Genomic DNA, 22,080 nt, shown 5'->3' with positions numbered 1-22,080 from the left:
GGTAATTGGAACGGGTTCCCCCGCCGGCTAGGTTTGTCCCCATGAACAGGCATCATCAACCCAGCGTCGGCCACCTCATCCGTGACTGGCGGCAGTTGCGCCGACTCAGCCAGCTCGACCTCGCGCTCGAAGCGGAGATCTCGCAGAAGCATCTCTCCTTCGTCGAGAGCGGCCGCTCGCAGCCGAGCCGCGACATGGTGCTGCTGCTGGCCGAGCATCTCGGCGTGCCCCTGCGCGAGCGCAACGCGCTGCTCCTCGCCGGCGGCTACGCGCCGGTCTATCTCGAACGCGCTCTGGAGGATCCCGGCCTTCAGGCAGCCAAATCGGCGATCGACCTTGTCCTGAAGGGGCATGAGCCCTTTCCGGCGCTGGCCGTCGACCGGCACTGGACGCTGCTCGCTGCCAATGCCGCCGTCGCGCCGCTGCTGAGCCTCGCGGCTGATCCGGATCGGCTGCGTCCGCCGGTGAACGTGCTCCGGTTGTCGCTGCATCCCGATGGGCTCGCGCCGGCGATCGCCAATCTGGAGGAGTGGCGCTCGCATCTTCTGGCGCGCCTGCGCCAGCAGGTCAGGGCGACTGCCGACCCGATCCTTGCGGATCTGCTGGCCGAGCTTTCATCCTACCCCGTCGCCGCCAGGCCCGGTCGTAAGGGCCATGCGTCCGATCCGGAAGAAGAACCCGCCATCGTGGTGCCGCTGCGGCTGCGGGTCGGGGACGCCACGCTGTCCTTCATCTCGACGACAACGGTCTTCGGCACGCCCGTCGACATCACCTTGTCCGAGCTGGCGCTGGAGACTTTCTTCCCCGCCGATTCCGCTACGGCCCGGGCGCTGCATGCGATGGCCGAGGCTGTGGCGGCGCCGGCCGAGCGGTGACCCGCGAGGCCCGAATTTCTTTGGAACCTTCCGTGCCGCCATCGGTTTCATCCTCGCAAGCCGCAAGGGCGGCGAGAACTTCACCAGTCAGAAATTCACGAGAAGGATCAAGACGATGGGTAGCACCATGGACAAGGTCAAGGGCCTGGCCAACGAGGCCGCCGGCAACGTCAAGCAGGCCGCCGGCAAGGCGATGAACAAGCCCGAGCTCGAGGCCGAGGGCTTCGCTCAGGAGCGCAAGGGCGAGGCCCAGCAGGCTCTGGGCAAGGGCAAGGATGCCATCAAGAAGGTGGTCGACAAGGCCTGATTTCGATCAGAGCCTGACCAAGAACGGGTCGCCGCGAGGCGGCCCGTTTTTTTGTGCGTTCAGGCCGCGCCGCCGATGCCGCCGAGGAAGTCCTTCACCCGGCCGAAGAAGCCGGCGGCCTCGGGATGCGTCGCGCCCGAGCTTTCGCGCTCGAACTCCTGCAGTAATTCGCGCTGGCGCGGCGTCAGCTTCTGCGGCGTCTCGACCACGACCTGAATGTAGAGATCGCCGACCTCGCGGGAGCGCAGCACGCTCATGCCCTTGCCCTTGAGTCGGAACTGCTTGCCGGTCTGCGTGCCCTCGGGAACCTTCACCCGCGCCTGCTCGCCGGTCAGCGTCGGCACCTCGATCTCGCCGCCGAGCGCGGCTGAGGTCAGGCCGAGCGGCACGCGGCAGAACAGATCGGCACCGTCGCGCTGGAAGATCGCGTGCGGCCTGATCGAGAGGAAAATGTAGAGGTCGCCCGCCGGACCGCCGCGCAGGCCGGCCTCGCCCTCGCCGGCAAGCCGGATGCGCGTGCCATCCTCGACGCCGGCCGGGATGTTGACCGAGAGCGTGCGCTCGCGCGTGACGCGGCCGGCCCCCTGGCAGTTCTTGCACGGGTCGTCGATGATTTCGCCACGGCCCGAGCAGGTCGGGCAGGTCCGCTCCACCGAGAAGAAGCCCTGATTGGCGCGCACCTTGCCGTGGCCGCCGCAGGTCGGGCATTGCCGCGACTTGGAGCCCGGCTTGGCGCCGGTGCCGGAACAGACCTCGCAGGCGATCGAGGTCGGCACCCGGATCGAAGCGTTCTTGCCGGCGAAGGCATCCTCTAGGCCGATTTCGAGATTGTAGCGCAGATCGGCTCCGCGCTCGCGGCCGTTCGCACTGCGCGGCCCGCCGCGACGGGCATCGCCGAAGAAGGAATCGAAGATGTCCGACATGAAGTCGGAAAAGTCGGGATTGCCGCCGGCACCGCCGCCGTTCTCGAAGGCCTGGTGGCCATAGCGGTCATAGGCGCCGCGCTTCTGGCCGTCCGAGAGCACCTGATAGGCCTCGTTCAACTCCTTGAACTTGGCCTCGGCCGCGGTGTCGCCGGGATGCCGGTCGGGATGGCAGCCCATGGCGAGCTTGCGGAAAGCGCTTTTCAGCTCCGCATCGCTGGCGGTCTTCGAGACGCCGAGGATTTCATAATAGTCGCGCTTGGACATCAAACAGCGGCCCCTTCGTTCCCCGTCGCATCATGGCCGGACCTGCCCCGGCCATCGCATGCGGGAGAACGAGAATGTTTCGTCACGACGCATTCCTTGAACGCGATGGCCGGGTCAAGCCCGGCCATGACGTCGTCGTGGATGGAAGGAGAGCGATCAGGCGCTCTTCTTCTTGTCGCCCTTGTCGTCGCTGACATCCTTGAAGTCGGCGTCGATGACGTCGTCCTCCTTCTTGGCGTCCGCGTCAGGTGCACCCTCATCGGTCGCGCCTTCGGCCTGGCTGGCCGCATACATGGCCTCGCCCAGCTTCATCGAGGCCTGCATCACATCCGTGGTGCGCGAGCTGATGGTCTCGGCATTGTCCTCGGCCAGCGCTGCCTTGAGCGCGTCGAGAGCGGTCTCGATCGCCGTCTTGTCGGCGGCCGAGACCTTGTCGCCATAGTCCTTCAGCGACTTCTCGGTCGAATGGACGAGACTTTCGCCCTGGTTCTTCGCCTCGACCAGCTCGCGGCGCTTCTTGTCCTCGCTCGCATTGGCCTCGGCATCCTTGACCATCTTCTGGATGTCGGCCTCGGAGAGCCCGCCGGACGCCTGAATCCGGATCTGCTGCTCCTTGTTGGTGGCCTTGTCCTTCGCCGTCACCGAGACGATGCCGTTGGCGTCGATGTCGAAGGTCACCTCGATCTGCGGCATGCCGCGCGGGGACGGCGGAATGCCCATCAGGTCGAACTGGCCGAGCATCTTGTTGTCGGCCGCCATCTCGCGCTCGCCCTGGAAGACCCGGATCGTCACCGCCTGCTGGTTGTCCTCGGCGGTGGAGAAGACCTGGCTCTTCTTGGTCGGGATTGTGGTGTTGCGGTCGATCAGACGGGTGAACACGCCACCCAGCGTCTCGATGCCGAGCGAGAGCGGGGTCACGTCGAGCAGCAGCACGTCCTTGACGTCGCCTTGCAGCACGCCGGCCTGGATCGCGGCGCCGATGGCGACGACCTCGTCCGGATTGACGCCCTTGTGCGGCTCCTTGCCGAAGAACTGCTTCACGACCTCCTGGACCTTCGGCATGCGGGTCATGCCGCCGACCAAGACCACTTCGTCGATCTGACCCGCCGACAGGCCGGCATCCTTGAGCGCCTTCTTGCAGGGCTCGACGGTGCGTTGGACGAGATCGTCGACCAGGCTCTCGAACTTGGCGCGCGAGAGCTTGATGGCCAAGTGCTTGGGACCGGAGGCATCCGCCGTGATGTAGGGCAGATTGATTTCGGTCTGGGCCGTGGTGGAGAGCTCGATCTTGGCCTTCTCGGCCGCTTCCTTCAGGCGCTGGAGCGCAAGCTTGTCCTTCTTGAGGTCGATGCCCTGCTCGCGCTTGAACTCGTCCGCGAGGTACTCGACTAGGCGCATGTCGAAGTCCTCGCCACCGAGGAAGGTGTCGCCATTGGTCGACTTCACCTCGAAGACGCCGTCGCCGATCTCGAGGATCGAGACGTCGAAGGTGCCGCCGCCGAGGTCATAGACGGCGATCGTGCCGGCCTGCTTCTTGTCGAGGCCATAGGCGAGTGCCGCCGCCGTCGGCTCGTTGATGATGCGCAGGACCTCGAGACCGGCGATGCGGCCTGCATCTTTGGTCGCCTGGCGCTGGGCGTCGTTGAAATAGGCCGGGACCGTGATGACCGCCTGCGTGACGGCAGAGCCGAGATAGGCTTCGGCCGTCTCCTTCATCTTGGTCAGCGTGAAGGCCGAAATCTGCGACGGCGAATAGTCGGTGCCGTCGGCCTCGACCCAGGCATCGCCGGTCGAGGCCTTCTTGATCTTGTAGGGGACGAGATGCATGTCCTTCTTCGTCATCGGATCCTCGAAGGTCCGGCCGATCAGGCGCTTGATCGCGAAGAAGGTGCGCTCGGGGTTGGTGACGGCCTGGCGCTTGGCTGGCTGGCCGACAAGACGTTCGCCATCGTCGGTGATGGCGACGATGGACGGCGTGGTGCGCGCGCCTTCCGAGTTCTCGATGACTTTGGGTGTAGAGCCTTCCATGACCGCGACGCAGGAGTTGGTCGTGCCGAGGTCGATACCGATTACCTTACCCATGGATGGGATCCCTTTCGATTGAGCAGATCGCCGGCCTGTGGCGCTTGGCGCCACCTGCCGGCCCATGGACCGGATCGCCCCCACCTGTTGCGGCGAACGAAACCGGCATTCCACGTTTGACGGTCGTGAAACCGCCCCTTGGCGGCGTATATAGGGAGGGTGTTCCCGCCCTTGCAAGACAGGCGAGCCGATTAAGAACCCGCGGAACGGCAGGTTTCTCCCGTCACGGTTGATGCCCGGCCGTCGTCGCGGCTCATTGAGCGGAGGTGTTGCGGATGTGCCCTTGCGCGCGCGGTCGCGACATTTCATGCAGAAGTGGTTGTTGCAGTTCCAAACTGGCCGCTTCGTGACCCGACAGACGCATCTTGCCCTCCGTCTCGCGCTGCTGGCTCTCGCCGGCTGGTCGCAGGCCGTGCTTGCGCAGCCGCTGCAACTGCCGGGAGCGCAGCCCTTCAATGCGCCAGGCACGCAACAGGCGGCTCCGGCTTCGTCGAGCGGGCCGGCCGCGCCGCGCGCGCCCTCGATGCCGGCGATCAAGGTCGCGGGCGAGGAGGCGATCATCGGGCGCGTGCTCCGACACAATGGTGGCCCGGGCGAGGCTGTCTTCGAGAAGACCGCGACCGGCTTCGGGCTGAAGCTCACCGTCGACGGCTTCCAGGCGAGCAACCTCGTCGAGCCCTGCGCCGTCTCCTTCGGCGAGGCGCCATTGCCGGTGACCTCGCTCGGCCGCCCGGCCGGCGTGCCGCGCTACAAGCTCGAGGCGCCGATCTGCCCGATCGTTTTCGATGTGCTCGACGGAGCCTTCCTCGTGGTCGAGCCGGCCCAGCCCTGCGTTGTCGAGGCGGCCGCCTGCCGGATCGACCCGCGCGGCCTGTGGGGGCCAGACGCGCGCACGCTCGGGCCCTACGCCAAGGAGATAGAGGCCGCCCGCGGTGTCGCCGAGCGGGCGGTGCGCGAGGGCTATCGCACCCTCACCGCCAAGGCGGACGCCGTCGATCAACGGGCGATCGCGCGCGAGCAGGCGGGGTTCTCCGCCGAGCGCGAACTAGTCTGCCGTGCTTTCCAGCGCGAGGGCCAGTTCGGCTTCTGCGGCGCGCGTCTGACCGAGGCCCGCGCCGCCTCGATCCGGGCCAGGCTCGGCCTCGCCAGCGAGCCGGCGAAGCCCGCCGCCAGGCCCCGTCCGCGCCCGGCTGCGCCGAAGCCGACGGCAGGGCCGTTGTCGCTGACGCCGCAATAGGGCGGCAGGCCGGCCTTGCAGAGCCGCTCGTCAAATTCGCAGCGCGACTCGCGAAGCAGACGAAAACGCCGCTACGATGATTGCGTCCGGGTTGGCCCTGCCTGACTATGGCCGATATCCGCGCCCATATCGTGGGTCCTCCTCACTGCCTTGTCATTGGCGTCATGGGCCGCGGTGAGGCACTGATCGGCTCGTGTCGAGAGGATGATGCGTGTCGAGCGAATGATGACGGAGATCATGGCTTCCACTTCCACCAGACATTGCTGGCGACAGGTGGTGCTGGCCCTCGCGCTGCTAGCGCCCGGTCTGGCCATGGCTGCGGAATCGGCTGCTGTCTCGACGCCCCGTGTCACCGCGACGCTTCTCTCCAGCCGCGATGCAGTCGCCCCCGGCGAGCGTTTCCACGTCGCTTTGGTCCAGAAGATCGCCCCGGGCTGGCACACCTACTGGCGAAATCCGGGCGATTCTGGTGAGCCGACCCGCATCGACTGGACGCTGTCGCAGGGCGCGGCCGGCGAGATCCAGTGGCCGGCGCCCAAGGCTATCCCCGTCGAGCCGCTGGTCAATTTCGGTTTTGAAGGCACGCTGCTTCTGCCCGTCGAGATCGCCGTGCCGCAGAATGTCAAACCGGGCGAACGCCTGACGCTCAAGGCCAATGCGACCTGGCTGGTCTGCGAGAAGATCTGCATTCCGGAGGAAGGCGCCTTCCAGCTCGACTTGCCCGTCGCATCATCGGGCCTCGTCGACGAGGCGGCGCAGTCGCGCATCGAGGCCGCCCGCGCGGCCCTTCCTGCCCAGGCCGGCTCGAAGGGCCGCCTCGCCGCCGAGGGCGAGGGGCTCGCGCTGACACTGCCAGGGCTTTCGGGCGCAGCGACCGATCTACGTTTCTTCCCGCACTCCGACACGCTGATCGACCATGCCGCGAAGCAGGATGCGGCACCCGCATCGGTCGGCACGGTGTTGCGCCTCGCCCGCTCCAGCGCGTTCAAGATCGAGGGTACCGAAGTCGCAGGCGTCCTGACCTTTGCCGAGGGTGGGGTCGCGCGTGCGCTCACCCTCGTGGCGGAGGTCGATCCCGCACTGGCGGGCACGGCCGCGGATGCGACCGCCGCGACGCGCCCGGCGGTCGTGCGGATTCCGCTGCCGGTCGAAGGGGCGGACCTGACGCTGTGGGCGGCACTGCTCTTTGCCTTCACCGGCGGGCTGATCCTCAACCTGATGCCCTGCGTGCTGCCGGTCCTCTTCATCAAGGCGCTCGGCTTTGCCCAGTTGGCGCGGGCAAGCCGGACGGAAGTTCGTGAGCAGGGCCTGCTCTTTCTTGCCGGCGTGGTCGTCACCTTCATGGTGCTGGCCGGCATGGTCATCATCCTGGGCGCGCTCGGCTCCAGCGTCGGCTGGGGCTTCCAGTTGCAGTCGCCGCCGCTGGTCATCGCGCTTGCGGTGGTGATGACGCTGATCGGCCTCAACCTGCTCGGCGCCTTCGAGATCGGCACCTCTGCCGTCGGCGTCGGCCACGGTCTCGCGAGCCGGGGCGGGCGGCTGGGTGCCTTCATGACCGGGGCATTGGCCGTCGTCGTGGCGACGCCCTGCACGGCCCCCTTCATGGGCGCTGCCGTCGGCTACGCGGTGACGCAGCCCCCGGTGCTCGGATTGGCCGTCTTCATGGCGCTCGCGCTCGGCTTCGCGCTGCCGGTCGTGGCATTGTCCTTCGCGCCCGGCCTGCTGCGGCTGCTGCCGAAGCCGGGCCGCTGGATGCTGATCCTGAAGCAGGCCTTCGCCTTTCCGATGTTTGCGACCGCGATCTGGCTGATCTGGGTTGCCTCGGTGCAGGCTGGGCCGGGCGGCGTGCTGGCCGCGCTCGTCGCCGTGCTGGCGGCTGGCTTCATCGTCTGGCTGGTCGGCGTGACGCGCGGCGCGGGTCTCGGCCGGGTCCTCTCTTCAGGCTTCGCCGTCCTCATCGCCTTCGCGGCCGGCTGGTTCGTCGTCCAGAACGCGGTTCCGGAGGCGACGACCCAGGCGCGTGCCGGTGACATCCAGGCCTGGACGCCCGAGCGTGTCACGGCGCTGCAGGCGGAAGGGCGCCCGGTCTTCGTCAACTTCACCGCCGCCTGGTGCATCACCTGTCTGGCCAATGAGCGCGTCGCGCTGTCGCGTCAGGAGGTCAAGGACGCCTTCGCGGAGCTGAAGGTCGTCTACCTCAAGGCCGACTGGACCAACCGCAACAGCCAGATCGCCTTCGCGCTGGCCGAGCAGGGTCGTGCCGGCGTGCCGCTCTATCTGTTCTATCCCGGCAGCAAGGGCACTCAGCCCGAAATCCTGCCGCAACTGCTGACGCCGGACATGATCGTCACCGCCGCCAGGCGTGCCGCCGGCAAGGAGATGAAGACCGCCGCCCGCTGAGACGCTTTCGTTCACCCCGAAGACAGGAGACAGACGTGAAAGCCCACCTGACCCGCCAGACTTTCATCGCCGGCCTCGCCATTGCAGGCCTCTCGCTCGCCGCCGGATCGGCTCTGGCGCAGGCCACGGCCAAGGTCGGCGCGCCCGCACCGGCCTTCGAGGCCCTCGATGCCGAGGGCAAGCCTCGCAAGCTCTCGGAATTCGCGGGCAAGACGGTGATCCTCGAATGGACCAACCACGACTGCCCCTATGTCCGGAAGCACTACAACAGCGCGACCATGCAGACCCTGCAGAAGGACATGGCGAAGGAGGGCGTCGTCTGGCTTTCGGTGATCTCTTCGCCCGTCGGCGAGCAGGGCTACGTTCAGGGTCCCGAGGCCAGGGAACTGACCACCAAGCGTGACGCCGCGCCCGCCGGCATCCTGCTCGACCCCAACAGCAAGATGGCGCGGGCCTATGGCGCGACCACGACGCCGCACATGTACATCGTCGATCCCAAGGGCAAGCTCGCCTATATGGGCGCGATCGACGATAAGCCGTCGTCCAGCGCGGCCAGCCTGACCGGCGCCAAGAGCTATGTCCGGCAGGCGATGGCCGAGCTCAAGGCCGGCAAGCCGGTCTCCGAAGCCGCGACGAAGTCCTATGGTTGTGCGGTGAAATACGCGCCGGTGAGCTGAGGCTCAGGGCTATCAGGAAAAGGCGCGGGGAACCCTCTCCCATAGGGAGAGGGCAGGGCGAGGGGCCGGCCATTTAATGGCCGGCTGTGAGCTGCCCGCCGCGAAACTGTGAGGTTTGGACACTGCTGTCCAGGGGCCGACACGTCACCCCTTACCCCTCTCCTAACAGGAGCGGGGTTCCCGCGCTAGCCCTGCGAACTCAAGCCCGCCCGAGCCGCACACCTGTCGTGCTGTCGAAGACATGCACGCGGTCGGGGTCGACCGTGATCCAGATCCTGCCCGCCTGCGCCGCGACGACATCGGTCGCCGCCTGCATCACGAAGGGCAGGCCCGAGAGCTGGCCGTGGAACAGCTGCGTCGCGCCCAGTTCCTCGATGAACTCGACATCGAAGGGCAGCGAGCCCGCCTGCCCCTCGGAGGCGATCTCGACATCCTCCGGCCTTAAGCCCACCTCGACCGGTGTCTGCGCCGGCAGATCCTCGCGCAGGTCGCGCGCCTCGAGGATGGCGTCGCCCAGCGCCACGATGCCGGGTCCGTCGATCGTGCCGGGAAGGATGTTCATCGGAGGCGAGCCGATGAAGGTCGCGACGAACTTGCTCGCCGGCTTCTTGTAGACCTCGGAGGGCAGGCCGATCTGCTCGACCTGGCCGCCATTCATCACCACGAGCTTGTCGGACAGCGTCATCGCCTCGACCTGGTCATGGGTGACGTAGATCGCGGTGACGCCGAGCGCGCGCTGCAGCTTCTTGATCTCGACGCGCATCTGCACGCGCAGCTTGGCGTCGAGATTTGAGAGCGGCTCGTCGAACAGGAAGACTTGCGGCTTGCGCACGATCGCGCGGCCCATCGCGACGCGCTGGCGCTGCCCGCCCGAGAGCTGGCGCGGCCGGCGCTCCAGCAGCCCCTCGATGGCGAGGATGCGCGCCGCTTCCCGGACGCGGGTGTCGATCTCGTCCTTCGGCGTGCCGAGATTGCGCAGGCCATAGGCCATGTTGTCATAGACGCTGAAATGCGGATAGAGCGCGTAGTTCTGGAACACCATGGCGATGTCGCGATCGGCGGGGCCGATGTCGTTGACCACGCGCGATCCGATCGAGACCTCGCCGGCCGAGATCGTCTCGAGGCCCGCGACCATGCGCAGCAGCGTGGACTTGCCGCAGCCGGAGGGGCCGACGAGCACGCAGAAGCCGCCATCGGGAATGTCGAAGGAAATGCCCTTCACGGCCTCGACGCCGCCGGGGTAGATTTTCTTGACGTTGGTGAGAGTGACCTGGGCCATCGGCGGCTTATTTCTCGGTTTCGACCAGGCCCTTCACGAAGAGCCTCTGCATCAGGATGACGACGAGCACGGGCGGCAGCATCGCGAGCATCGCGGTGGCCATGGCGAGCTGCCATTCGGTGAGGGCGTCGGAGGTGACGATCATCTTCTTGATCGCGATGACGATGGTCTGCATCGAGTCCTTGGTCGTCACCAGCAGCGGCCAGAGATACTGGTTCCAGCCATAGATGAACTGGATCACGAACAGCGCCGCGATCGTCGTGATCGAGAGCGGGATCAGCGTGTCCTTGAAGAACCTGAACGGGCCAGCGCCGTCGATCTTCGAGGCTTCCAGCAATTCGTCGGGTATCGTCATGAAGAACTGCCGGAACAGCAGCGTGCCCGTCGCGGAGGCGATTAGCGGCACGGCCAGCCCCTGATAGGTGTCGAGCATGCGCAGATCGGAGACGACCTTGAAGGTCGGGAAGATGCGGACTTCCACGGGCAGCATCAGCGTGACGAAGATGATCCAGAACGCTGCCATCCGGAACGGGAAGCGGTAATAGACCACCGCATAGGCCGAGAGCACCGAGATGAAGATCTTGCCCAGCGCGATGGCCATCGCCATGATGAACGAGTTCAGCATCATGCCGAGCACCGGCTCGCGCGTCGTGCCCGAGGTGCCGATGAACAGGATGCGGTTGTAGTTTTCCAGGAAATACGGTCCCGGATAGAGCGGCAGCTTGCCGTTGATGATGGTGGCTGCATCCCAGGTCGAGGCGACGAAGGTCAGCCAGACCGGGAAGGCGACGATCAGCACGCCGATCGTCAGGATGATATAGGCGATCAGATCGCCGAGACGCCGGTCCTCGACCATCAGTAGCTGACCCTGCGCTCGATGAACTTGAACTGCACGGCGGTCATCGCGATCACCATGACCAGCAGCACGACCGATTGGGCCGCCGAGCCGCCGAGGTTCGAGCCGCCCTTGCCGTCCGCGAAGACCTTGTAGACCAGTGTCTCGGTCGCGCCCGATGGGCCGCCGCCGGTGACGGTGTCGATGATGCCGAAGGTGTCGAAGAAGACGTAGACGATGTTGACGACGAGCAGAAAGAAGGTCGTCGGCGAGAGCAGCGGGAAGACGATCGTCCAGAAGCGCCGCATCGGCCGCGCGCCGTCGATCACGGCGGCCTCGATCACGCTCTTGGGGATCGACTGGAGGCCGGCGAGGAAGAACAGGAAATTGTAGCTGATCTGCTTCCAGGTCGCGGCGAGGATGACGAGCAGCATCGCGTCATTGCCGTTGAGGCGGGGATTCCAGGCGATGCCGAGATTCGACAGTCCGCGCGCCAGCATGCCCAGCGAAGGATCGAACATGAACAGCCAGAGCACGCCTGCGACGGCGGGCGCCACCGCATAGGGCCAGATCAGCAGCGTCTTGTAGATCTCGGCGCCACGGATCTGGCGGTCCGCCATGACCGCGAAAAGCAGTGCCAGCGAGAGCGAGAGCACGCAGACGAAGCTCGAGAAGATCGCCGTATTGATAAAGGCGCGAAGATAGCCAGGGTCGCTGAACAGAAGCTGGTAGTTCTCGAACCAGACGAATTCGGTCGATGTTCCGAAAGCGTCTTGCAGGAGAAAGCTCTGCCACACGGCCTGGGTGGCCGGCCAGTAGAAGAACACGACCGTGATCGCGAGCTGCGGCAGGAGCAGCATCAGCGGAATCGTCAATCCATTGAAGAAGGCGTTCTTCTGCATCAAGCGCTACTCATGTCATTCCGGGGCTTCGCGAAGCGAAGAACCCGGAACCCACGACCGGGTGAGAGATGTCAACGGAGCAGTCCGGGTGGCCTGCCCCGTCGTGGGTTCCGGGTTCGGCCCTTCGGGCCGCCCCGGAATGACGAAGAAGCTCAGCGCGACGCGCTGCGCTCGAACTGGCGCAGCATCTGGTTGCCGCGCTCGACGGCGGCATCGAGCGCTGCCTTCGGGGTCTTCTGGCCGTTCAGCGCCGCTTCCATTTCCTCCGACCAGATGTCGCGGATCTGGACGAGGCTGCCATAGCGCAGGCCCTTCGAGTTGTCCGTCGGCTCCTTGTTGTTGAGCTCCAGGATCGGGGTCTCGAGATAGGGCTTGTCCTTGTAGAAGCCCGACGCCTTGACCTTCTCATAGGCCGCCTTGGTGATCGGCAGATAGCCCGACTCGGTGTGCAGCTTCACCTGCCGGTCGACATCGGAGAGGAAGGTGAAGAACTTGGCGACGCCCTTGTATTCGTCGGCCTTCTTGCCACCCATCACCCACAGCGAGGCGCCGCCGATGATCGAGTTCTGCGGCGCGCCGGCGGCTTCGGGGTAGTAAGGCATCGCGGCATTGGCCCAGTCGAACTTGGCGTTGGCCTTGACGTTGCCGAAGAAGCCCGAGGAGGTCAGCATGATCGGGCATTCGCCCGAGGTGAAGCGGCCTTCACCGGTGTTGGTGCGGCCGGAGTAATCGTAGACGCCGGCCTTCTGCAGCTCGGCCAGATTGGTCCAATGCTTCAGGAAGAGCGGGCTCTGGTTGAAGTTGAGCACGGCGTCGAAGCCGTCCATGCCGTTGACCTTGGTCGACAGCGGAATGTTGTGCCAGGCGCCGAACTGCTCGATGTTGGCCCAGGGCGCCCAGGCATTGGTGAAGCCGCACTTCTCGAAGCCGGCCGCCTTCAATTTCTTGCCGGCTTCGAACACTTCGGGCCAGGTCTTCGGCGGGGCGTCGGGGTTCAGGCCGGCCTTCTTGAAGGCGTCCTTATTATACCACATCACCATCGAGGAGGAGTTGAACGGCATCGAGAGCATCTCGCCCTTGGCCGTCGAGTAGTAGCCGGTGATCGCCGGCAGATAGGCCTTCGGATCGAATGCTTCGCCGGCTTCCTTCATCATCTCGTGGACGGGTTTCACGGCGCCCTTGGCGGACATCATCGTGCCGGTGCCGACCTCGAAGACCTGCAGGATGTGAGGGGCGGTGCCAGCGCGGAAGGCGGCGATGCCGGCGTTCAGTGTGTCCGGATAGGAGCCCTTATAGGCCGGAACGATCTTGTAGTCCTTTTGCGAGGCGTTGAAATCCTCGGCCAGTTTCACGACGACATCGTTGTTGGCGCCGGTCAGCGCATGCCACCATTGGATTTCGGTCTGGGCTGCCGCAGGCGCGGCACCGGCGAGCGCGAAAGCGGCGACGGACATCAGGATGCGAGATTTCACTGTCATCATTATCTCCCTTCCGCCCTCGGTTCGCTTTGGGCGGCTGTTCTTGTTGGTGCGCAAGCTAGCATGAAGGGCGGGCGACGTTTCAATGACAAAATCATGACAGGCGCAAGCGCCTGATCGGCGCATCCCTGTGCGGAGGCCCTTGCACATTTGCCCGGAAGGCGCTGTTCTCCCCGGCCATTGCGCCCTCGACGGATCCCCGCCATGCCAAACCTCTTGCTGACGCCAGATCAGACCCTGCCGAATGATGCTGCCGCTGCCACCTTGCTCGGCCGCGTCTGGCGCCCCGATGTCGGTGGCCCGGCGGTCGTGACCTTGCGCGACGGCCTGCTCATCGACATCAGCCGCGCCTTTGCCACCAGCCGCGACCTCTGCGAGGCGAAGGACCCGGCCGCGGCGCTGCGGGCGGCGCCGGGCGAGCCGATCGGGACGCTTGCGGAGATTCTGGCGAACACCCCGGTTGACGGTCGCGATGCTGGCAGGCCCTGGCTGCTCTCGCCGCTCGATCTTCAGGTCGTGAAGGCGGCCGGCGTCACCTTCGCGGTCTCGATGCTGGAGCGCGTCATCGAGGAGAAGGCACGCGGCAATCCGGCGGCGGCCGTGGCGATCCGCGCCGAGATCGGCAAGCTCATCGGCGACGATCTCTCGAAGCTGAAGCCCGGTTCGCCCGAGGCGATGCATCTCAAGGAGGTGCTGATCAAGCAGGGCGCCTGGAGCCAGTATCTCGAGGTCGGCATCGGGCCCGACGCTGAGATCTTCACCAAGGCGCCGCCGATGTCCTCGGTCGGCACGGGCTTCGATGCCGGCCTGCACCCGGCCTCGACCTGGAACAATCCCGAGCCCGAGATCGTGCTGGTCGTGGCGTCGGACGGGCGTATCGTCGGCGCCACGCTTGGCAACGACGTCAATCTGCGCGATGTCGAGGGACGCTCCGCCCTGCTGCTCGGCAAGGCCAAGGACAACAATGCGGCCGCCGCCGTCGGCCCCTTCATCCGCCTGTTCGATGCCGGCTTCACGCTCGACCATGTCCGCAACACCACGGTCACGCTGACGGTCGAGGGCGAGGACGGCTTCACGCTCGAAGGCTCGTCCTCGATCGCCAAGATCAGCCGCGATCCCGCCGATCTTGCAGCGCAGATGATCGGCCCGCATCACCAGTATCCCGACGGCGCGGCGCTCTATCTCGGCACCATGTTCGCGCCGATCAAGGACCGCGACACGCCCGGCGGCGGCTTCACCCACAAATACGGTGACGTCGTCACCATCGCCGCGCCCGAGCTCGGCGCGCTGGTCAACCGCATGCGCCGCACCGACGAATGCGAGCCCTGGACCTTCGGCACCTCGCATTTGATGCGCAGCCTGGCCAAGCGCGGGCTGCTGTGAGCGCAGCCGACATCCTCGTCGTCGGCGAGGCGATCGGCGATTTCATCCCGCGCGACGCCGAGGGGCGGCTCTACGAGGCGGTGCTGGGCGGCTCCGGCTTCAACGCGGCGCTGGCGCTCGCCCGCTTCGGCGCGCGGCCGGCCTATGCCGGGGCGCTCTCCACCGACGCTCTCGGCCGCCGCTTCCGCGATGCGCTGCGGCGAGAGGGCATCGGCGCGGCGCAGATCCATGACAGCCGCCTGCCGAGCGCGGTCGCCATCGTCGCGCCGCTCGGCCCCGGCGGTGTCCCGGAATTCGCCCTGTATCTCGACGGCACGGCCCATGCCGAGCCGGAGGGCACGCCGCGCCACATGCCACCCGGCGCCGCCCATCTTCACGCCGCGTCCTTCGGCGCCACCGTCGGTGCCTCGGCCGAGGCCGTGGCGGCGCTGGCCGCGAGCGCCCGCGCGGCGGGGGCGACGATGAGCTACGACGTCAACATCCGCGCCTCCGTCCTGCCGGAGCGCGGCCGGGCGCTGGCCCTGATCGAGGCGCGCATCGCTCAGGCCGACATCGTCAAGGCGAGCCTCGACGACCTCGCCTGGCTGTATCCGGGCGAATCCGCGGAGACGACCGCGCAGCGCTGGCACGCGCTCGGCGCCCGTCTCGTCCTCGTCACGCAAGGACCCGACGGAGCCATCTGCTACGGCCCGAAAGAGGCGCTCGCCGCTGCCGCGCCGCCGGTCACGGTGGTCGACACGGTCGGTGCGGGCGATACCTTCATCGGCGGCTTTCTCGCGGTGCTGGCAGCCCGCGGTCGGCTCGGGCGGGGCTTCACCGACGCGTTGCGTGACGATCTCCAGGCCGCGCTGGCCTTCGCCTGTGCCGTTGCGGCGGATACCTGCACCAGACCCGGCTGCGATCCGCCGCGCCGAACCGCCATTTGACACCGGGACCGCGACGATGCGCCTGAGCTATCTCGACTATCACACCTGCGGCGAGCCGGTGCGCATCGTCACCGGCGGCTATCCGGAGCTGAAGGGCGCGACGATTCTCGAAAAGCGCCGCGATGCGCGCGAGAACCACGATCATCTCCGCCGGGCGATGATGCTGGAGCCGCGCGGCCATGCCGGCATGTATGGCGTCATCCCGGTCGCAGCCTCTCATCGCGACGCGGCCTTCGGCGTGCTGTTCACACATAACGAAGGCTATTCGACCATGTGCGGCCACGCGACGATCGCGCTCGGCCGCTATGCGATCGAGCACGGGCTGGTGCCCGCGGTCGAGCCCGTGACCCGCTTTGCCATCGAGGCCCCCTGCGGCCTGCTGCGGCTGGAATGCGCGGTTCGCGACGGCAAGGTCGAGAGCGTCGTTTTCGAGAGCGTGCCGGCCTTCGTCTTGGCCCGCGATCTCGTCGTCGAGGTCCCGGGTTTCGGGGCTCTCACCACCGATATCGCCTATGGCGGCGCATTCTACTGCATCCTGCCGGCGTCCCGTTTCGGGCTCGATCTGTTCGAGAGCCCGGTCGCGGCGTTGACCGATGCGGCGGCGGCTCTCACCGACAGGGTACGCGCGACGTTTGCCGTCACCCATCCGACCGAGCCCGATCTCGGTTTCCTCTATGGCACAATCGTCACCGACGAGGCCGGCCCGGGCGAGACCAGCTTCAATCTCTGCATCTTCGCCGAGCGCCAGATCGACCGTTCGCCGACCGGCTCGGGCGTCACCGCGCGGATGGCGCTGGATCATGCCAAGGGCCTCGTTTCGGCGGGACGGACACGGCATGTCCGTAGCATCACCGGCGGGACCTTCACCGGCTGCGTGCTGGGCGGTGTCGAGGGCCCGGCGCCCGGCGCGGTCACCGTCGCCGTCGGTGGCTCGAGCCATTTTGCCGGCGAGGGCACCTTCGTCATCGAGGCGGACGATCCGCTGGGCCATGGCTTCGTGCTGCCGGAGCGTTTCGCCGAGATCGCGCGAAGTTAACCGGTCCGGAAACCAGTTTCGACGATTTGCCTGGGCGGTCGGGCGAAATCTCGGTCTTTCGACGATCGCGGCAGGCTCCGGGTAAGGTTTGTCCGGCAAGTTCGGTGCCTGCTCGAAGGATTCGGAAGGCGCGGCATGTCGGTCGGAAATCTCGGTGCGCCGCTGGCTTCGCCGCAGCGGCGGTCCGCCAGTCTGGCCCGTCTCGCCGGGACGCCGGCCCTGTGGATCGTGGTTTTCGCACTCGCGGCCGCCGCGGCTCTCTGCCTGCCGCTGCGCCTGCCGCTCGGTCCGAATGCCTGGGACACCGCGGTCTATCTCGATGCGATCCAGCGCATCCGCATGGGGCAAATCCCGAGCCTCGATTTCTTCGCTCCGGTGGGCCCGCTCGGCTATTACGGCGCAGCCCTGCTCGATGCGCTGTTCCCGCGCGCCCAGCCGATGTTGCTCGCCAACTGGGCGCTGTTGCCGGTGCTGCTGCCGGTCGCAGCCCTGCTCTGCGCCGATGTCGCCACGCTTTCGCGCCGGATGGCGCTGGCGCTGCTGCTGCCCTTCCTGCTTTTCGCCTCATTGCCGATCAACCTGCATGGGCTCTACCCGATGCCGGGCTTCGACGGCTACGGGCACTACAACCGTCATGTCGCCTTGCTGCTCTACTTGCTGATCGCGACGTTGCTCTTCGTTCAGGCCCGGCGGCTGACGATCGGGCTGGTCGCGGCGCTGATGCTGGCGCTGTTCCTGGTCAAGATCACCGGCGCCGTCACCGGCGCCATGCTGGTCGGCTATGCCGTGATAGCCGGGCGACTGCGGCTGCGCGACGCCACCATCGCTGCGGCGCTGGTGCTGGGCGCGCTCGGGGTACTCGATCTCGCGACCGGGCTGGTGCGGGCCTATATCGCCGACATCCTGGCGCTGCTCGCCCTCAACACCGGCGCGCTGCTGCCGCGCTTCCTCACCGTCGCCTCGGTCAAGTTCAACGTCGTCGGTCCCTGCCTGCTGCTCATCGGCGCGCTGGTGGTATCCGCCTGGCGCGGGGGCATCGCGCCGTCGCTGGAAGGGCTGCGCAGTTTCGCCGCCTCCAATCTCGGCTGGCTCGCCGCCGCGCTGGTCGCGCTGACCTTCTTCGAGACGCAGAACACCGGCTCGCTCGAATATATCGGTCTCTGGCCGGTCCTGCTGCTGATTCTGCTCGACTGGCGCGAACGGCAGGATGCGCTGAAGCCGCTCGTCCTGGTCCTCGCGCTGGCCACGGCCCTGCCGAGCGCGGTGATTTTCGTCGAGCGCAGCGTTCGTGCCGTGCTGGGCGCGGCCGGCCATGTCGCGCTCGATGCGCCCGAACTCGGTCCGCTCGGCCGCGTCAGCGTGAAGGCCGACATGGCCGCGCGCGCCGCCGGGATGCTGGAGCACTACGCCGCGCATCAGGCAAGCTATCGCGATCTGATGAAACGCGACCTGCCGCCTTCCTACATCCTCTATTCCGAAATCGACTATCAGGCGGCCTGGCTGCTCGAGGTCCGGCAGGGCGTCGCCGCCATCCGCGCCTGGGAGGCCGCCAATGGCCGCAGGCTCAACGGCTTCCTGACGCTGGACTTCGTCGATCCGTTCAACCGCCTGCTCGATCGGACGCCGCCGCGCCATGTCCCGATCGGCATGGACCCCGGCCGCAGCACGCCGGCCTTGGAACCGGACACCCTGGCGGAACTGGCCAGAACCGACGCGATCCTCGCCCCGAAATGCCCGCCGACGACGTCCCGCGAGGCCATCCGCCAGCATTTCGCGGAGGCCCTGGCAGGTCGCAGGTTGATCGCGCTTTCGCCCTGCTGGGACATGTATCTGAGGGATTGATCCGGCGGTTCAGCCTGCCGTCTGGCCGGCCTCCCAGCCGAGGATGGCACGCTTGCGCGTCAGGCCCCAGTGATAGCCGGTCAGCGCACCGGATTTCCCGATGACGCGGTGGCAGGGCACCACGAAGGAGATCGGGTTCTTGCCCACCGCCATGCCAACGGCCCGCGAAGCCGTGGGCTTGCCGATATGGCAGGCGACGTCGCCATAGGTGGTGGCGCGCCCGACCGGAATCCGCAGCAGCGTCTCCCATACCCTGACCTCGAAATCTGTGCCGATCAGCACGACGCGCAGCGGCGTCTGGGCCGACCAGGCGGAGGGGTCGAAGATGCGGGCGGCATAGGGCGCGGTCGCCTGCGGGTCGAAGCGGTAGTCGGCATGGGGCCAGCGCCGCATCATGTCGGCCAGAGCCTCCGCCCGGCCGCCGACGACCTTGCCGCCGTCGAGCCCGTCGGACACCCAGCCGAGCCCGGCAAGCCCGCGATCCGTCGCGACGATCAGCGCCTCGCCGAAAGGGGAGGTGTGGAAGCCGTAAGCGAGCGCGAGGCCCTCGCCGCCGGTTTTCCACTCGCCCGGCGACATCGCCTCATGCGTCACGAAGAGATCGTGCAGCCGACCCGGTCCCGAGAGCCCGACCTCGAGTGCGGTGTCGAGCACGCTGGCGGAGGCGCCGAGCAACCCCTTGGCATGGTCGAGCGTGATCGCCTGCAGGAAGGCCTTGGGCGTCAGCCCGCACCAGCGCCGGAACAGGTGGTGGACATCGGTCGGCGTCGCGCCTGCCGCCTCCGCGATCGCCTCGATCGTCGGCTGGTTACGCCAGTGCTCGGTGATATAGGCGAGGATGCGCCGCACGGTATCGTAGTCGGAGCCCGGTGCGGTCGACGGAAAATCGGCCTCGGACGGCATCGCCTCCGTCGCCCGCGCGAGCACGGCGTTCGAAAAGCGGGTCGGCGTCATCACGCCGAGCTTCTGGATATGTGCGGTCATCGCTGTCACCTTCGCATCATCGATCATGAGGCGAAACTAGGGGTGTCGAGGCCCCGACTCCACCCGAAAGCTGGAGAGTTTCAGGACGTCGTCGTCATGAACGATGAGGCTCGTTAACGCCGTCATCCCTGGGACATTGGCTCCACCGCGAGCGCGTGTCATTTTGCGGTCGGCGTCATGGGAGACCCGACTGCATGAAGCGTCCGGCCATCTTGCTTGGCTCGATTGCCATCGCATTGCATCTGCACAGCCCCGGCCACGCTCAAGACGGCGGGATGAACGGTGTCTGGCGGCAAATTCGGTCGAATGCCGGTGAATGCCACACCTGCCAGATCGAGATCGGACAAGCGGATACGGCATTCGCCGTTACGGCCAATAATGGCTGGTCGGCCAATGTCCGGATCGATCAGGCCGATGACACTCGACCGCGTCCGGCGGTGGGCGTTGGAGACCGGCCGGTACCAGCCCCCACTCTGGAAAGTTCTTTCGACTTCGGCTCGTTCGCCTGGAGTCCCGGCTTTATCTCGTGATGACCGGAACGGGATTTCGGGTGGAAGCCGTGTTCGAGCGGCTTCAGCCGAAGAGTATCTGACCTTCGCCTATCGCGTCGCGCCAAAGCCGCCGCCCCCGCCCCCCCCCACCCGAAAGCTGGCAAGCCCGGGCCAGGTCGGGCACATGAAGCCTCCGCCTGATTGTTTCGAGGCAGGTCGATGCCATCCCACGCCGAACAGATTATCGGTCTCTACGAGCGCCATGCACGCGCCTTCGATAAGGCGCGTGGCAAATCGCTGTTCGAGGCGCCCTGGCTCCGGCGCTTTATCGAAGCGCTGCCGCCAGCGCCATCGATCCTCGATATGGGCTGCGGCTCGGGGGAGCCGATCGGCCGCTATTTCATCGAACGTTGCTTCGCCCTCACCGGGGTCGATTCCTCGCCCTCGCTCATCGGCCTGTGCCGGCAGCGCTTTCCGGAACGAGACTGGCATGTCGCCGACATGCGCAGCCTGTCACTGGGCCGTCGGTACGGCGGATTGATCGCCTGGGACAGCTTCTTTCACCTGACGGCGGACGATCAGCGACGGATGTTTCCGGCCTTCCGCGCGCATGCCGGCGACAGGGCCGCGCTGATGTTCACCAGCGGCCCTTCACATGGCGAGGCCATTGGTTCCTTCAGTGGCGAGGCGCTCTATCACGCCAGCCTCGCCCCATCCGAGTATCGTGCGCTGCTGGCCGGGCACGGTTTCGAGGTCGTCGCGCACAGGGCCGAGGATCCCGATTGCGGCGGCCACACCATCTGGCTTGCCCGCTCTCGCTGAGCGGCGATCACTTCGCGCCGAAATCAGTCCCGCGCCTCGCGCTCGCCAGCGCCGCTCCCAGCGCCTCGGCGAAGCCCTCGCGTTCGCCCGGCGACAACGCCCCCGCGACCGTCACGCTGCGCCCACGCGAAACCAGATTCAGCCCGAGCAGCCCATAGTCCTCGTCGTCCTTGCGCTCGAGCTTCGTCCAGGCCGGATTGGAGCGCCAGACGGCCTCGCGGCCATGATGCGAGACCTTGCGCAGCAGCACCTCCAGCGGCGTCACGACGATGCGTTCGAAGGCGCGCGCATGGCGGAAATTCAGATGGAAGGCGATGAACAACGCGACCACGTCGAGGCCGAAGAAGCCGGCGACAGGCCAGGCGCCGAGCATGACGAAGGGAATCGAGGAGACGATGCTGGCGAGGCAGACCAAAGTCATCACGAGGCGGAAGCCGTTCGTGCCGAGCGAGCGGTGCGGCGTGATCGTGGCGTCGAAGACGGGGCGCTCGGCGGCTGCCGAGGCGTCGTCATCAGGCGCTCCTGAATCGCGCTTGCCGAGGTTCATGGTCGCACTATAACGCCCCGATGACGCGAGAGAACAGGCCCAGGCCCCGCGCCCCGGCGGCGGCGAAGATCACGAAGCCGCGCGCCCGCAGCGCAGCCGGCGTCCGCGAGATCTTCGAGCGCTTCCGTGCCGCCAATCCCGAACCGAAGGGCGAACTCGAACACGTCAACGCCTTCACCTTGCTGGTCGCGGTGGTGCTCTCGGCGCAGGCGACCGATGCCGGCGTCAACAAGGCGACGCGCAAGCTCTTCGCCATCGCCGACACGCCGCAGAAGATGCTGGCGCTGGGCGAGGACGCCGTGCGCGAGCATGTCCGGACGATCGGCCTCTTCCGGACCAAGGCGAAGAACGTCGTCGCGCTCTGCGCCAGGCTGATCGAGACGTTCGGAGGTGAGGTGCCGACGACGCGGGCCGATCTCGAAAGCCTGCCCGGCGTCGGTCGCAAGACAGCGAACGTCGTGCTGAACATCGCCTTCGGCGAGATCACCCATGCGGTCGACACCCATGTCTTCCGTGTCGCCAACCGCCTGCGCATTGCTCCGGGCAGGAACGTGCTTCAGGTCGAACTCGGGCTGGAGAAAGCCGTGCCGGCCGAATTCGGCCGGCACGCGCATCATTGGCTGATCCTGCATGGCCGCTACACCTGCAAGGCGCTCAGGCCCGAATGCGGCCGCTGCATCCAGAACGATCTCTGCGATTCGGCCGACAAGCGGGTGGTGTGACGGCGCGGGGCGGCTCGTCATGCTCGCCCTTGTGGCGAGCATGACGGATGCGGCCGACTTTGCGG

At 66.8% G+C, this 22,080-nt stretch carries 20 protein-coding genes; 12 read left to right on the top strand and 8 right to left on the bottom strand.

Features of this window, described 5'->3' with window-relative positions; translation table 11 throughout:
- Window positions 1-41: 41 nt before the first annotated feature.
- The gene (locus tag C8D03_RS08090) at window positions 42-875 is read left to right on the top strand and encodes a helix-turn-helix domain-containing protein (RefSeq protein WP_108045807.1); all 834 of its coding nucleotides are present in this window, start codon (window positions 42-44) and stop codon (window positions 873-875) included.
- A 115-nt stretch (window positions 876-990) separates the two neighbouring features.
- Window positions 991-1,182, top strand: a complete 192-nt coding sequence (locus tag C8D03_RS08085; protein ID WP_108051364.1) for a CsbD family protein — start codon at window positions 991-993, stop codon at window positions 1,180-1,182.
- 59 nt (window positions 1,183-1,241) lie between these two features.
- On the opposite strand, the gene dnaJ is transcribed toward C8D03_RS08085, so the two are convergent.
- Together dnaJ and dnaK are read right to left on the bottom strand one after the other, a co-directional pair.
- Window positions 1,242-2,372, bottom strand: coding sequence for a molecular chaperone DnaJ (dnaJ, locus tag C8D03_RS08080; protein WP_108045806.1), 1,131 nt, complete (start codon window positions 2,370-2,372; stop codon window positions 1,242-1,244).
- Between the two features lie 156 nt (window positions 2,373-2,528).
- Entirely contained in the window at window positions 2,529-4,454 is a 1,926-nt protein-coding gene (dnaK, locus tag C8D03_RS08075) for a molecular chaperone DnaK (RefSeq protein ID WP_108045805.1), read from the bottom strand.
- A gap of 322 nt (window positions 4,455-4,776) precedes the next feature.
- On the opposite strand from dnaK, the gene C8D03_RS08070 reads away from it, so the two are divergent.
- The 3 genes from C8D03_RS08070 (at window position 4,777) to C8D03_RS08060 (ending at window position 8,768) form a co-directional block, all read left to right on the top strand.
- Window positions 4,777-5,691 (top strand): DUF1311 domain-containing protein, encoded by a 915-nt coding sequence (locus C8D03_RS08070; protein ID WP_146170110.1) that lies wholly within the window; start codon window positions 4,777-4,779, stop codon window positions 5,689-5,691.
- Window positions 5,692-5,928: 237 nt separating this feature from the next.
- Complete coding sequence (locus C8D03_RS08065) at window positions 5,929-8,091, top strand: protein-disulfide reductase DsbD family protein (RefSeq protein WP_210203907.1); 2,163 nt, start codon at window positions 5,929-5,931, stop codon at window positions 8,089-8,091.
- A 35-nt stretch (window positions 8,092-8,126) separates the two neighbouring features.
- Entirely contained in the window at window positions 8,127-8,768 is a 642-nt protein-coding gene (locus tag C8D03_RS08060; protein WP_248308397.1) for a thioredoxin family protein, read from the top strand.
- A gap of 199 nt (window positions 8,769-8,967) precedes the next feature.
- Here C8D03_RS08060 and C8D03_RS08055 read toward each other — a convergent pair whose 3' ends face one another.
- The 4 genes from C8D03_RS08055 to ugpB form a co-directional block, all read right to left on the bottom strand.
- Window positions 8,968-10,047: a sn-glycerol-3-phosphate import ATP-binding protein UgpC gene (locus C8D03_RS08055; protein ID WP_108045803.1), complete on the bottom strand. Its 1,080-nt coding sequence runs from the start codon at window positions 10,045-10,047 to the stop codon at window positions 8,968-8,970.
- A 7-nt stretch (window positions 10,048-10,054) separates the two neighbouring features.
- A complete protein-coding gene (gene ugpE, locus C8D03_RS08050) occupies window positions 10,055-10,903 on the bottom strand; it encodes a sn-glycerol-3-phosphate ABC transporter permease UgpE (RefSeq protein WP_108045802.1) in 849 nt (282 codons plus the stop codon).
- On the bottom strand, window positions 10,903-11,784 hold the full coding sequence (gene ugpA, locus C8D03_RS08045) for a sn-glycerol-3-phosphate ABC transporter permease UgpA (protein ID WP_108045801.1): 882 nt from the start codon (window positions 11,782-11,784) through the stop codon (window positions 10,903-10,905). The genes ugpE and ugpA overlap by 1 nt, the downstream gene beginning before the upstream one ends.
- Window positions 11,785-11,936: 152 nt before the next feature.
- Entirely contained in the window at window positions 11,937-13,262 is a 1,326-nt protein-coding gene (gene ugpB, locus C8D03_RS08040) for a sn-glycerol-3-phosphate ABC transporter substrate-binding protein UgpB (RefSeq protein ID WP_108045800.1), read from the bottom strand.
- A 204-nt stretch (window positions 13,263-13,466) separates the two neighbouring features.
- On the opposite strand from ugpB, the gene C8D03_RS08035 reads away from it, so the two are divergent.
- From C8D03_RS08035 to C8D03_RS08020, 4 genes are all read left to right on the top strand, one after another.
- Complete coding sequence (locus C8D03_RS08035) at window positions 13,467-14,645, top strand: fumarylacetoacetate hydrolase family protein (protein ID WP_108045799.1); 1,179 nt, start codon at window positions 13,467-13,469, stop codon at window positions 14,643-14,645.
- A complete protein-coding gene (locus tag C8D03_RS08030) occupies window positions 14,642-15,571 on the top strand; it encodes a PfkB family carbohydrate kinase (protein ID WP_181300786.1) in 930 nt (309 codons plus the stop codon). Before C8D03_RS08035 ends, C8D03_RS08030 begins: the two co-directional genes overlap by 4 nt.
- Window positions 15,572-15,587: 16 nt before the next feature.
- Entirely contained in the window at window positions 15,588-16,607 is a 1,020-nt protein-coding gene (locus C8D03_RS08025) for a proline racemase family protein (protein WP_108045797.1), read from the top strand.
- A 135-nt stretch (window positions 16,608-16,742) separates the two neighbouring features.
- Entirely contained in the window at window positions 16,743-18,449 is a 1,707-nt protein-coding gene (locus C8D03_RS08020) for a hypothetical protein (protein WP_108045796.1), read from the top strand.
- Window positions 18,450-18,458: 9 nt separating this feature from the next.
- On the opposite strand, the gene C8D03_RS08015 is transcribed toward C8D03_RS08020, so the two are convergent.
- Entirely contained in the window at window positions 18,459-19,352 is an 894-nt protein-coding gene (locus C8D03_RS08015) for a methylated-DNA--[protein]-cysteine S-methyltransferase (protein ID WP_248308661.1), read from the bottom strand.
- A gap of 275 nt (window positions 19,353-19,627) precedes the next feature.
- Here C8D03_RS08015 and C8D03_RS26065 point away from each other — a divergent pair, with 275 nt between their 5' ends.
- The gene (locus C8D03_RS26065) at window positions 19,628-19,963 is read left to right on the top strand and encodes a hypothetical protein (protein WP_146170109.1); all 336 of its coding nucleotides are present in this window, start codon (window positions 19,628-19,630) and stop codon (window positions 19,961-19,963) included.
- Between the two features lie 180 nt (window positions 19,964-20,143).
- On the top strand, window positions 20,144-20,746 hold the full coding sequence (locus tag C8D03_RS08010; RefSeq protein ID WP_108045795.1) for a class I SAM-dependent DNA methyltransferase: 603 nt from the start codon (window positions 20,144-20,146) through the stop codon (window positions 20,744-20,746).
- Window positions 20,747-20,753: 7 nt separating this feature from the next.
- Here the strand turns inward: C8D03_RS08010 and C8D03_RS08005 are convergent, their stop codons facing one another.
- A complete protein-coding gene (locus tag C8D03_RS08005) occupies window positions 20,754-21,293 on the bottom strand; it encodes a DUF2244 domain-containing protein (RefSeq protein ID WP_108045794.1) in 540 nt (179 codons plus the stop codon).
- A gap of 20 nt (window positions 21,294-21,313) precedes the next feature.
- Here C8D03_RS08005 and nth point away from each other — a divergent pair, with 20 nt between their 5' ends.
- Complete coding sequence (gene nth, locus C8D03_RS08000; protein ID WP_108045793.1) at window positions 21,314-22,015, top strand: endonuclease III; 702 nt, start codon at window positions 21,314-21,316, stop codon at window positions 22,013-22,015.
- Window positions 22,016-22,080 lie beyond the last annotated feature (65 nt).

The sequence above is a fragment of the Bosea sp. 124 genome, assembly GCF_003046175.1.
GTDB lineage: Bacteria > Pseudomonadota > Alphaproteobacteria > Rhizobiales > Beijerinckiaceae > Allobosea.
This window is presented reverse-complemented; position numbering and strand designations above follow the sequence as displayed.

Bases quoted from the DNA above. Each gene is read 5' to 3' on its own strand.
- C8D03_RS08090 (WP_108045807.1), top strand. From the start codon at position 42: ATGAACAGGCATCATCAACCCAGCGTCGGCCACCTCATCCGTGACTGG.
- C8D03_RS08085 (WP_108051364.1), top strand. From the start codon at position 991: ATGGGTAGCACCATGGACAAGGTCAAGGGCCTGGCCAACGAGGCCGCC.
- dnaJ (WP_108045806.1), bottom strand. From the start codon at position 2,372: ATGTCCAAGCGCGACTATTATGAAATCCTCGGCGTCTCGAAGACCGCC.
- dnaK (WP_108045805.1), bottom strand. From the start codon at position 4,454: ATGGGTAAGGTAATCGGTATCGACCTCGGCACGACCAACTCCTGCGTC.
- C8D03_RS08065 (WP_210203907.1), top strand. From the start codon at position 5,929: ATGGCTTCCACTTCCACCAGACATTGCTGGCGACAGGTGGTGCTGGCC.
- C8D03_RS08055 (WP_108045803.1), bottom strand. From the start codon at position 10,047: ATGGCCCAGGTCACTCTCACCAACGTCAAGAAAATCTACCCCGGCGGC.
- ugpE (WP_108045802.1), bottom strand. From the start codon at position 10,903: ATGGTCGAGGACCGGCGTCTCGGCGATCTGATCGCCTATATCATCCTG.
- ugpA (WP_108045801.1), bottom strand. From the start codon at position 11,784: ATGCAGAAGAACGCCTTCTTCAATGGATTGACGATTCCGCTGATGCTG.
- ugpB (WP_108045800.1), bottom strand. From the start codon at position 13,262: ATGACAGTGAAATCTCGCATCCTGATGTCCGTCGCCGCTTTCGCGCTC.
- C8D03_RS08035 (WP_108045799.1), top strand. From the start codon at position 13,467: ATGCCAAACCTCTTGCTGACGCCAGATCAGACCCTGCCGAATGATGCT.
- C8D03_RS08025 (WP_108045797.1), top strand. From the start codon at position 15,588: ATGCGCCTGAGCTATCTCGACTATCACACCTGCGGCGAGCCGGTGCGC.
- C8D03_RS08020 (WP_108045796.1), top strand. From the start codon at position 16,743: ATGTCGGTCGGAAATCTCGGTGCGCCGCTGGCTTCGCCGCAGCGGCGG.
- C8D03_RS08015 (WP_248308661.1), bottom strand. From the start codon at position 19,352: ATGCCGTCCGAGGCCGATTTTCCGTCGACCGCACCGGGCTCCGACTAC.
- C8D03_RS26065 (WP_146170109.1), top strand. From the start codon at position 19,628: ATGAAGCGTCCGGCCATCTTGCTTGGCTCGATTGCCATCGCATTGCAT.
- C8D03_RS08010 (WP_108045795.1), top strand. From the start codon at position 20,144: ATGCCATCCCACGCCGAACAGATTATCGGTCTCTACGAGCGCCATGCA.
- C8D03_RS08005 (WP_108045794.1), bottom strand. From the start codon at position 21,293: ATGAACCTCGGCAAGCGCGATTCAGGAGCGCCTGATGACGACGCCTCG.
- nth (WP_108045793.1), top strand. From the start codon at position 21,314: ATGACGCGAGAGAACAGGCCCAGGCCCCGCGCCCCGGCGGCGGCGAAG.